Origin of the sequence: Pseudarthrobacter sp. PS3-L1, assembly GCF_030063285.1 — a bacterium.
Classification (GTDB): Bacteria; Actinomycetota; Actinomycetes; order Actinomycetales; family Micrococcaceae; genus Arthrobacter.
On record NZ_JASISU010000011.1, the window covers coordinates 1 to 10,042 of the forward strand.

At 61.9% G+C, this 10,042-nt stretch carries 8 protein-coding genes; 7 read left to right on the forward strand and 1 reads right to left on the reverse strand.

All coding sequences use genetic code 11. The features are described from left to right. The 3 genes from pdhA to QMG79_RS16475 all read left to right on the forward strand — a co-directional run. On the forward strand, positions 1-1,175 hold a 1,175-nt coding region (gene pdhA / locus QMG79_RS16465), incomplete at its 5' end, for a pyruvate dehydrogenase (acetyl-transferring) E1 component subunit alpha (RefSeq protein ID WP_502934768.1). Continuing rightward, the gene (locus QMG79_RS16470; RefSeq protein ID WP_283539714.1) at positions 1,172-2,182 is read left to right on the forward strand and encodes an alpha-ketoacid dehydrogenase subunit beta; all 1,011 of its coding nucleotides are present in this window, start codon (positions 1,172-1,174) and stop codon (positions 2,180-2,182) included. The genes pdhA and QMG79_RS16470, both read left to right, overlap by 4 nt. An 8-nt stretch (positions 2,183-2,190) precedes the next feature. Further along, on the forward strand, positions 2,191-3,555 hold the full coding sequence (locus tag QMG79_RS16475; protein ID WP_283539715.1) for a dihydrolipoamide acetyltransferase family protein: 1,365 nt from the start codon (positions 2,191-2,193) through the stop codon (positions 3,553-3,555). Between the two features lie 170 nt (positions 3,556-3,725). On the opposite strand, the gene QMG79_RS16480 is transcribed toward QMG79_RS16475, so the two are convergent. Continuing rightward, positions 3,726-4,373 carry a TetR/AcrR family transcriptional regulator gene (locus tag QMG79_RS16480; RefSeq protein WP_283539716.1) on the reverse strand — a complete coding sequence of 216 codons (648 nt, stop codon included), beginning with the start codon at positions 4,371-4,373 and terminating at the stop codon, positions 3,726-3,728. Between the two features lie 162 nt (positions 4,374-4,535). Here QMG79_RS16480 and QMG79_RS16485 point away from each other — a divergent pair, with 162 nt between their 5' ends. From QMG79_RS16485 to QMG79_RS16500, 4 genes are all read left to right on the forward strand, one after another. Then, positions 4,536-6,146 carry a carboxyl transferase domain-containing protein gene (locus tag QMG79_RS16485; protein WP_283539717.1) on the forward strand — a complete coding sequence of 537 codons (1,611 nt, stop codon included), beginning with the start codon at positions 4,536-4,538 and terminating at the stop codon, positions 6,144-6,146. Positions 6,147-6,180: 34 nt separating this feature from the next. Next, positions 6,181-8,415: an ATP-binding protein gene (locus tag QMG79_RS16490; protein WP_283539718.1), complete on the forward strand. Its 2,235-nt coding sequence runs from the start codon at positions 6,181-6,183 to the stop codon at positions 8,413-8,415. Continuing rightward, positions 8,412-9,575, forward strand: a complete 1,164-nt coding sequence (locus QMG79_RS16495; protein ID WP_283539719.1) for an acyl-CoA dehydrogenase family protein — start codon at positions 8,412-8,414, stop codon at positions 9,573-9,575. The genes QMG79_RS16490 and QMG79_RS16495 overlap by 4 nt, the downstream gene beginning before the upstream one ends. 119 nt (positions 9,576-9,694) lie before the next feature. Next, positions 9,695-10,042, forward strand: a 348-nt coding sequence (locus QMG79_RS16500; RefSeq protein WP_283539720.1) for a CoA transferase subunit A, incomplete at its 3' end; no start/stop codon positions are given.

Consider the following 10,042-nt stretch of genomic DNA (forward strand, 5'->3'; position numbering starts at 1 on the left):
GCGCCCGGGACCATTCTCCCCAGGGAGCGCCGCAGCGCGCTGACCGAGACTCCCTCGATCACACTGACCAGAAGATGGTGCAGTTGGTCACGGCTCATGGAGAGCGGATCAGCAACCCGGAGTTTGATCCATGGGTTCAGGATATGGACCACGAACACCTGCTGTCGCTCTTCGAGGACATGACTGTTATCCGTAGGCTGGATGTTGAGGCAACTGCCCTCCAGCGCCAGGGCGAGCTGGCGCTGTGGCCGCCACTGCTGGGGCAGGAAGCATCACAGATTGGTTCTGCCAGGGCACTGCGCAGTGATGACTTTGTGTTCTCCAGCTATCGCGAAAACGGTGTTGCCTACTGCCGTGGTGTGAACCTGACGGACATCGTCAGGGTCTGGCGCGGTAATTCATCGTCGGGTTGGAACCCCTACACGGTGAACATGGCCACGCCCCAGATCATCATTGGAGCCCAGACACTGCATGCCACCGGCTACGCCATGGGCATCCAGAGCGACGGTGCGGACTCAGCAGCCATTGCCTATTTTGGCGACGGCGCCACCAGTGAGGGCGACGTCAATGAGGCAATGGTGTTTGCGGCCAGTTTCCAGGTCCCGGTTGTTTTCTTCTGCCAAAATAACCACTGGGCCATTTCGGAACCTGTAGCGCTGCAGTCCCCGGTCCAGCTCTCAGACCGTGCAGCAGGTTTTGGGATTCCTTCCCTTCGCGTCGATGGCAACGATGTCCTTGCCGTCATGGCTGCCACCAGAATTGCTCTCGACCGCGCACGCCGCGGTGGTGGACCCACGTTCATTGAGGCTGTCACGTACCGAATGGGACCGCACACAACAGCCGACGATCCCACGCGGTATCGCGATGCCAACGAACTTGAGGATTGGTCCGCGAAGGATCCGATTGAACGCATCAGGGTCCTGCTGGAAAGCGAAGGAGCTTTAGGTCCCGAGGTGGCCGCCCGGATTCAAGGTAAAGCCGACACCGTCGCCGGGGAGATCCGCAAGGGCTGCATCGGCATGGCGGAACCGGAAGCCATGGACATTTTCGCCCATGTCTACAGCACCCCCCATTCTTGGCTGGATCGCCAGCAGGAGCAGTACGGGAGGTACCTGGCTATGCTTGAACCTGATGATGGTCGGTCTGCGATCGTGACGGGCGGGCAGCAGCGATGACCCGTATGACGTTCGCTCGGGCCATCAATTCGGGTATCCGCAGGGCGATGGATGATGATCCCAAAGTGGTCCTTATGGGGGAGGATATCGGTTCCCTTGGTGGAGTGTTCCGCATCACCGACGGCCTGCAGAAAGACTTTGGTACGCACCGGGTCATTGATACCCCGCTGGCGGAGGCTGGGATTATGGGAACCGCCGTCGGGCTTGCCTACCGTGGATACCGCCCAGTGGTCGAAATACAGTTCGACGGTTTTATCTATCCTGCTTTCGACCAGATTGTCTGCCAGGTGGCCAAGCTGCACTACCGCACGCAAGGGGCAGTAAGGATGCCCATCACCATCCGTGTGCCCTTCGGCGGCGGGATCGGGTCGCCCGAGCATCACTCTGAATCCCCGGAAGCTTATTTCACGCACACCTCGGGGCTGCGGGTCATCAGCGTCTCCAACCCGCAGGACGCCTACACAATGATCCAGCAAGCCATCGCCTGCGACGACCCGGTACTCTATTTCGAACCCAAGCGCAGGTATCACGACAAAGGCGAGGTGGACGAGGCAGCAGACATCGAGACCGCCCTGTCCATGGAACATGCACGCGTCCTCAGGGCAGGAGCAGATGTGACGCTGGTGGCCTACGGACCCCTGGTCAAGACTGCCGTGGATGCTGCTGAGGCGGCCGCTGACGATGGTGTGACTGTTGAGGTCATTGACCTTCGCTCGCTCGCCCCCGTTGACTTCGCGGCAGTCGAGGCATCAGTGCGGAAAACTGGCCGGCTGGTCATTACCCACGAGGCAGCGCAATCAGGTGGGCTCGGGGCCGAAATTGCGGCAAGCATTACGGAGCGATGCTTCGATTTCCTGGAGGCGGCACCTGTGCGCGTGACGGGATTCGACATTCCCTACCCTGCGTCCAAGCTGGAACTGCACCATTTGCCGGACCTGGACCGAATTCTCGATGGCGTGGACCGTACTCTTGGCCGGCCGCACTCACTGAGCGGACTGGAAGGATGAGCGCCGTGATGATCAAGGAATTTAGACTTCCCGACCTGGGGGAGGGCTTGACGGAATCGGAAATTCTCAGCTGGCGGGTCAGTGTCGGAGATACTGTCGCCCTCAACCAAGTGATTGCCGAGGTTGAGACGGCAAAAGCCGTAGTAGAACTGCCCTCACCTTTTGCCGGCGTCGTGACTGTCCTGCATGAAGAAGCCGGAACAGTCGTGGAAGTAGGCAAACCGATTGTCTCTTTCGAAGTGCCCGATGACAGCGGAGCCGCCGCAGCGGTAGCGGCCGGTGAAGAGCCTCCCGCGCAGCGCGAGCCGAACCTGGTGGGGTACGGAGCTGTACTGGAAGCATCAGGGCATCCGGTCCGTCGTCGTCGGTCCATGGCCCGCGTCGCACAGGTTAGCCCAGCGGCTGTCCACAGACCGGAGAGTTCTGCACCGACGCTTGCGGTCAGCGCGCAGGCGTCAGAGCGTCCGCGGTCAACGCCGCCCGTTCGGAAGCTGGCGCGTGATCTCGGAATCGAGCTAGCAGGCGTTGAAGGCAGCGGAGCATCGGGGCTCATTACCCGCGATGATGTCCAGGCCGCCGCACGCGGAGAGGGCGGCCAACGGGATGGACATGCAGAACATTCGCACGTCAACTCGGCAAGCGCGCAAGAGGCCGTCGACGCAGGCCGGGCTCAGCGCGAAGTGCGCACCCCGATCAAGGGCGTGCGCAAGCACACCGCAGCTGCCATGGTTTCCAGCGCTTTCACGGCGCCGCATGTAAGCGAGTTCTTGAGCGTTGATGTGACACCCACCATGGACCTGCTCGCCCGGCTGAAGCAGACGCGGTCATTCGCTGACGTCCGGTTGACGCCGTTGACGTTTGTGGCCAAGGCAGTCCTAGTGGCCCTGAAGCGCAGTCCAACGCTGAACGCGCGGTGGGACGGGGAGCGACAGGAGATAGTGCAGTTCAACTACGTCAATCTGGGGATCGCTGCGGCAACTCCCCGGGGGTTGATGGTGCCAAACATCAAGGATGCCGAGGTGCTGTCACTGCACGCACTGGCGGAAGCGCTGACCAATCTGGCCGATACCGCGCGCTCCGGTGGCTGCGCCCCGGCTGACCTCTCCGGGGGTACTGTGTCCATCACCAATATCGGTGTTTTTGGGATTGATGCCGGTACGCCCATCCTCAATCCAGGGGAAGCTGCAATCCTGGCCATGGGGGCTGTCCGAAAGACGCCATGGGAGTACCAGGAGCAGGTGGCGCTGCGTCAGGTTATGACGCTGAGCCTGTCCTTCGACCACCGCGTGGTCGACGGAGAGCAGGGTTCTCGGTTCCTGGCAGATGTGGGCACCATGCTGGCGGATCCAGCAATGATCCTGACAATGATCTGAAACAGGGGAATCCCGGGACAGCGTGCGCAGCTGTCCTGGGATGAGATGGCCACGGGGGTACCCGCCTATGGGCGACCTAGGCGACCTGGGCAACCTAGGCGACCTAGGCGAGCTAAGGGTGAACGACGGGCCCGCTGCAGGGCAGGCTCACTGGATGAATGGCTGACGTGTCAGACGCTGGGTGCCTGGGCTGAAACGTCTGCATGGAGTGCTGCCAGGGCCATTGCGGCCAGCACTGGACGTGCCGGTGTGACGGAAACCCTACGGCCGTGGCGTCGAACCGAATACGGGGTGGAATTGATGAGGCCAAATGTTGCGTGAACCCGCAGCCGGAGTTCGTTGAGATCGACACCGGGGCGCACTTCACCGAGCAGTCCTACCCACGTTTCAACGTAACTGCGCTGAAGGGAACGCACGGCAGCCTGATCGCCTTCGCTGAGGTAGGTGAAGTCGGTGTCCTGCACGCGGATGACGTCGGCATTCTCCAGCGCGAAGTCAACATGGAATTCCACCAGGCTCGCCAGGGCAACAGCAGGGTTGGGTGTCTGGTCAGCGACTAATCTGCCGCCCGTCAGCAGGTCCTGGCTGACTGAGCGTAAAAGCGCCCCCAGGACTGCCTGCTTTCCGGAAAAATGCCTGTAAACGGCAGGTCCGCTTACGCCAGCTGCGGCGCCCAGGTCCTCCAGCGAGACTCTGTTGAACCCCTGCGCGGCGAACAGCGTGGCTGCAGCATCAAGGAGAGCCTGACGGCGATGTTCCTTGGCCTGGCTGCGCGGGGTGGGCGCGGGGGTGGCGTGTGGTTCCTTGATGGTGGGCACTTTTCTCCTCGGGGCGCACTGATTCTAGCAAGCCACGCGCGTGGTGGACATCACAGTTAAGAGAGACTAACCTAGATTCAGTTATTAGGGACTAACCCAAAAAAATCAGGCACTGCAGCGTAGCGGTGCGTCACCTGATGCAGGCAAGGAGAAGAGCTGTCGATGGAGACGCTGAAGAGCCGAGTTGAAGCCAATGGGCCGGAATTTGCTGCATTCTTCTCTGCTCAGGCCGCGCTGGCGGGGGAACTTGCGGACAAGCTGGAGCGGGCAGCATTGGGTGGACCATTGGCGTCCCGTGAACGCCACGTGGCACGGGGCAAGATGCTGCCCAGGGACCGGGTGGCACAACTGCTGGATGATGGCAGTCCCTTCCTCGAAATTGCCCCCTTGGCAGCGGACGGCATGTATCAGGGTGACTCCCCGGGAGCGGGGGTGATCGCCGGAATCGGCATCGTGGCGGGTCGCCACGTCATGGTGGTATGCAACGACGCTACGGTCAAAGGCGGTACCTATTACCCCCTGACGGTCAAGAAGCACCTGCGTGCGCAGGAAATTGCCCTTGAGAATCACCTGCCCTGCATCTACCTCGTGGACTCTGGGGGTGCGTTCCTGCCGAAGCAGGATGAGGTTTTCCCCGACCGTGAACATTTTGGTCGTATCTTCTTCAACCAGGCCACCATGTCTGCCGCTGGTATCCCGCAAATAGCAGCCGTCCTTGGTTCCTGCACCGCAGGTGGCGCCTATGTTCCAGCCATGAGTGACGAAACAGTGATTGTCCGCAACCAGGGCACCATCTTCCTGGGCGGACCGCCCTTGGTAAAGGCGGCCATCGGCGAAGTTGTCAGCGCTGAGGAGCTGGGCGGGGGCGAGGTCCATGCGAGCATCTCAGGAGTCGCCGATCATCTGGCCGAGAATGACGCCCACGCCCTGCAGATTGTCCGGGACATTGTGGAGACGCTGCCGTTGCCCGCTGCCCCAGCCTGGTCCGTGGCGCAATCAGTTGCGGAACCTGTGGCAGATCCGGCAGAGCTCTACGGGGTCGTGCCAACCGACGTGAATGCCCCCTACGATGTCCGCGAGGTGATTGCGCGCCTTGTAGACGGCAGCCGCTTCCATGAGTTCAAGAGGACCTACGGCACAACACTCGTGACCGGATTTGCCTGGATCCACGGCCACCCGGTAGGCATCGTTGCCAACAACGGCGTGCTGTTCAGCGAGTCCTCCCTCAAGGGCGCGCATTTCATCGAGCTCTGTGATCAGCGCGGCATACCCCTTGTCTTCCTGCAGAATATCTCTGGTTTCATGGTGGGCCGGGAGTCTGAACACGGGGGTATCGCCAGGAATGGGGCGAAGATGGTCACGGCAGTGGCCACGGCCAGGGTCCCCAAGCTGACAGTTGTCGTGGGGGGTTCCTTCGGTGCCGGGAACTACTCCATGTGCGGACGTGCCTATTCCCCCCGATTCCTCTGGATGTGGCCGGCGAGCAGGATTTCCGTGATGGGCGGCAACCAGGCTGCCAGCGTCCTGGCAACCGTCAAGCGCGATCAGCACGAGGCAGCAGGTACGCAGTGGAGCGCCGCTGACGAGGAAGCTTTCAAGACTCCCATCAGGGAACAGTATGAGGACCAGGGAAGCCCCTATTATTCCACCGCCCGGATCTGGGATGACGGGGTCATCGATCCCGCCGATACCCGGACCGTCCTGGGGCTGGCCCTCGACGTCGTCTCCCGGACTCCGCTGCCCGAGCCGTCCTTCGGCCTCTTCAGAATGTGATGCGGCCATGACTCATTCAGAATGTGATGCCGCCATGACTCAGACATCAAAACTCGCCACAGTACGCCCAACCGGTGGGCTGCCACTTTTTCGCACAGTCCTGGTCGCCAACCGTGGTGAGATCGCGTGCCGGGTCATCCGCAGCTTGCGCGAGCTGGGGATTGAATCGGTAGCGGTCTACAGCGACGCTGATGCAGGGGCCAGGCATGTGCAGGAGGCAGACCGTGCTGTGCGCCTTGGGCCCGCACCGGCTGCGCAGAGCTACCTCAGCATTGAGGCGGTTCTTCAGGCCTGCCGTGAAACGGGTGCAGAAGCCGTCCATCCCGGCTATGGATTCCTCAGTGAAAACGTAGAGTTTGCCCGTGCGCTCGAGGAAGCCGGCGTTGTGTTCATTGGACCCGATGTGAAGTCATTGACGGTCATGGGTGACAAAATTCGCGCCAAGAACCATGTTTCCGGATACGGGGTCCCCGTGGTGCCGGGCATCGCGGAAGCGGGCATGAGCGACGACGCACTGGCGGGTGCCGCGGCCAGTGTCGGCTACCCGTTGCTGATCAAACCTTCAGCCGGTGGTGGCGGCAAGGGAATGCTGGCCGTTGAGGACCCCGAGGAGTTGCCCGGAGCGCTGGCAATGGCGCGCCGTGTGGCACGAAGCGCTTTCGGTGATGACACTCTCTTCCTCGAACGCCTGGTGAGAAACCCGCGCCACATTGAGGTCCAGATCCTTGCCGACACATACGGCCACGTCATCCACCTGGGCGAGCGCGAGTGTTCGCTTCAACGCAGGCACCAGAAAGTGATTGAGGAAGCACCGTCGCCGCTTCTGGAAGGGCTCGACGACGGCGCTTCCGTCCGCGAACGCCTCGGTGAAGCGGCGTGCCAGGCAGCCCGCAGTGTCAACTACCAGGGAGCAGGTACGGTCGAGTTCCTCGTGTCCGACGATGCTCCTGACGAGTTCTTTTTCATGGAGATGAACACGCGGCTCCAGGTGGAACATCCTGTCACGGAGATGGTGACGGGGTTGGACCTGGTTTCGTGGCAGGTGCGTATTGCTGCTGGCCATGCCCTGGAAATCCAGCAGTCCGAGGTTACTCTGGCGGGGCACGCAGTCGAAGCGCGCGTATATGCCGAGCGTCCTGCTCAGAATTTCCTGCCGGCCGCCGGAACAATCCTCGCCACAGGAGAGCCCTTCCGGCAGGACGATCCCACGGCCGCCACTTCCACCGGGACCGCACACGGCCGTCTGCGCATTGATTCCGCGCTGGTTCCCGGGCTGGTGGTGACTGCTGACTATGACCCGATGGTGGCCAAAGTCATTTCCTGGGGGACTGACCGGCAGGCGGCCCTTGCCGGCCTAGACGCAGCGCTCGCAGACTTCGCAGTCCTGGGAGTGCCCACCAATGTCGAATACCTGCGGCTTCTCCTGGCCGACCCTGATGTTCAGGCTGGCCGGCTTGATACTGGATTGATCGAACGCCGGATGCCCACATTCAGCTTCCGCAGTGTCGGCCGCGCTGAGGTGGTGGCGGCAGCGTTGATAAGTCAGCGCCACACGGCCATCGAGCGCGATGGGCGGACTAAACATCAAGATCACGCGGGCGGCTGGAACCGGCGTGATGGGTGGCGCCTCGGTGGCCGGGAACCCAACCGGATCCGGCTCGGACTCCCCGACGGCAGTGTGTCGATGGTTCAGCTGCGCGAATCACCTGGCCACGGTGGCACTGAAGTATCAGTTGATGCCGGTCCGTGGCTGCAGGCTGGGCTCGGCTGGGAAGCAGGTTCCACGGCGGCAGTCATTTCCTCTGAAGGTAGCAGCAGCACCTATGCAGTGGCAGTGGATCCCCACCCACAGGCGGGCAGCCAAGCAACACTTTTCCTTGGCAACGCCGGGTGGTCCTGCCAGGTGGACATGCTCACCAGGAGTGAGTATCTGGCTAGGTCGCTAGCGGCCCTGCACCACGAAGACGCAGCCGCAGACCCTGAGGTCCGCTCGCCCATGCCGGGCACGGTGGTGTCGCTCGGCGTGGCGGAGGGTGACGTGGTGAGCGTCGGCACTGTCCTCTTGGCCGTGGAGGCCATGAAGATGGAGCACCAGCTGGTCGCCCAAGTTGCCGGAACCGTCCACCTCACAGTCCAGGCTGGGGACACTGTTGCAGCCCGCCAGCTTGTGGCCATCATCACGCCCCAGGACTCCACGCAGGGCACCCCACAGCATGGCCAAAGAGAACCCGACCACATTCCATCCACTGGCAAAGGAGCCACATCATGACCGATTACGCACTCAGCGAGGAACACCAGGACCTTAGCGACACTGTGCGGGCTTTCGCCGATGAGGTGGTGGCTCCAGTGTCAGCACTCCATGATGAAACCCATACTTTCCCGTATGCCGTGGTGGAGCAGATGGCCGATATGGGACTTTTTGGACTGCCCTTTCCGGAAGAGCACGGCGGAATGGGTGGCGACTACTTTGCGCTTTCCCTGGCCCTTGAACAATTGGGTCGCGTGGACCAGTCAGTCGCCATCACCCTCGAAGCCGGTGTCTCGCTTGGCGCCATGCCCATCCACAGGTTCGGAACGGATGCGCAGAAGGAGCAGTGGCTTCCGCTTCTGGCCTCAGGAAAGGCGCTCGCGGGCTTTGGCCTCACCGAGTCAGAAGCTGGTTCAGATGCGGGTGGAACCCGCACCACGGCGCGGCTGAAGGATGGAACGTGGACCATCAATGGCACCAAGGAGTTCATTACCAACTCCGGCACGGACATCACAAAACTCGTGACAGTCACCGCCGTGACAGGCGAGTCGAAGCGCGCCGACGGCAGCATCAAGAAGGAGATTTCCACGCTGCTGGTCCCCACTGACACCGCGGGTTTCACTGCAGAGAAGGCCTACAACAAGGTTGGGTGGAACGCCTCCGATACCCACCCGCTGACGCTGCGGGACGTGCAGGTCCCTGAGGAAAACCTCCTGGGCCAGGCCGGGCGTGGGTATGCAAACTTCCTGGCGATCCTTGATGAGGGCCGAATCGCCATCGCGGCGCTGGCCACCGGGGCGGCCCAGGGCTGCGTGGATCTCTCCGTGCAGTATGCCAAGGAGCGCACCACTTTTGGGCAGAACATCGGAAAACACCAGGCCGTCGCCTTCAAGATTGCCCGCATGCAGGCCCGGGCGCACACTGCCCGGTTGGCCTACTACGATGCAGCTGCCCGGATGTTGGCCGGTAAACCCTTCAAGGCTGAGGCAGCCATAGCTAAAATGGTGGCGGGCGAGGCGGCCATGGACAACGCCAGGGATGCAACACAGGTGTTCGGCGGCTACGGTTTCATCAACGAGTTCACAGTGGCCCGCCACTACCGGGACTCCAAGATCCTAGAGATCGGCGAAGGCACCACAGAAGTCCAGTTGATGCTGATAGCCCGCGAACTGGGCCTTTAGGGCACACTTTCGGTGATTCGGCCCCGCCGGTGGCGGGCAGGCCCAGATGCTGGGGTGCAATCAACAGAGCATGCACTCGAACAGCCAGATAGTCGGACAAATGACGGGGAAGATCAACGATGATTGACAAAGTAGTGGCCAGCGCTGGCCTTGCTGTGGCCGATATCCCGGATGGTGCCACCCTGGCCGTTGGCGGCTTTGGGCTGTGCGGCATCCCTGTGAGCCTGATCCGGGCCCTGCACGCCAGTGGTGCAACTGGGCTTGAGACGGTGAGCAACAACTGTGGGGTAGACGACTGGGGGCTGGGTATCCTGCTTGCCGACGGCCGTATCCGGCGCACTGTCAGTTCCTACGTGGGCGAAAACAAGGAATTTGCACGGCAGTACCTTTCCGGCGAGCTTGAAGTGGTCCTTACCCCGCAGGGGACACTCGCGGAAAAGCTCAGGGCCGGGGGAGCAGGAATCCCG

Excerpts from the sequence above, each read along its gene's own strand:
- QMG79_RS16475 (WP_283539715.1), top strand. The coding sequence starts at position 2,191 with ATGATCAAGGAATTTAGACTTCCCGACCTGGGGGAGGGCTTGACGGAA.
- QMG79_RS16495 (WP_283539719.1), top strand. The coding sequence starts at position 8,412 with ATGACCGATTACGCACTCAGCGAGGAACACCAGGACCTTAGCGACACT.
- QMG79_RS16490 (WP_283539718.1), top strand. The coding sequence starts at position 6,181 with ATGACTCAGACATCAAAACTCGCCACAGTACGCCCAACCGGTGGGCTG.
- QMG79_RS16485 (WP_283539717.1), top strand. The coding sequence starts at position 4,536 with ATGGAGACGCTGAAGAGCCGAGTTGAAGCCAATGGGCCGGAATTTGCT.
- QMG79_RS16470 (WP_283539714.1), top strand. The coding sequence starts at position 1,172 with ATGACCCGTATGACGTTCGCTCGGGCCATCAATTCGGGTATCCGCAGG.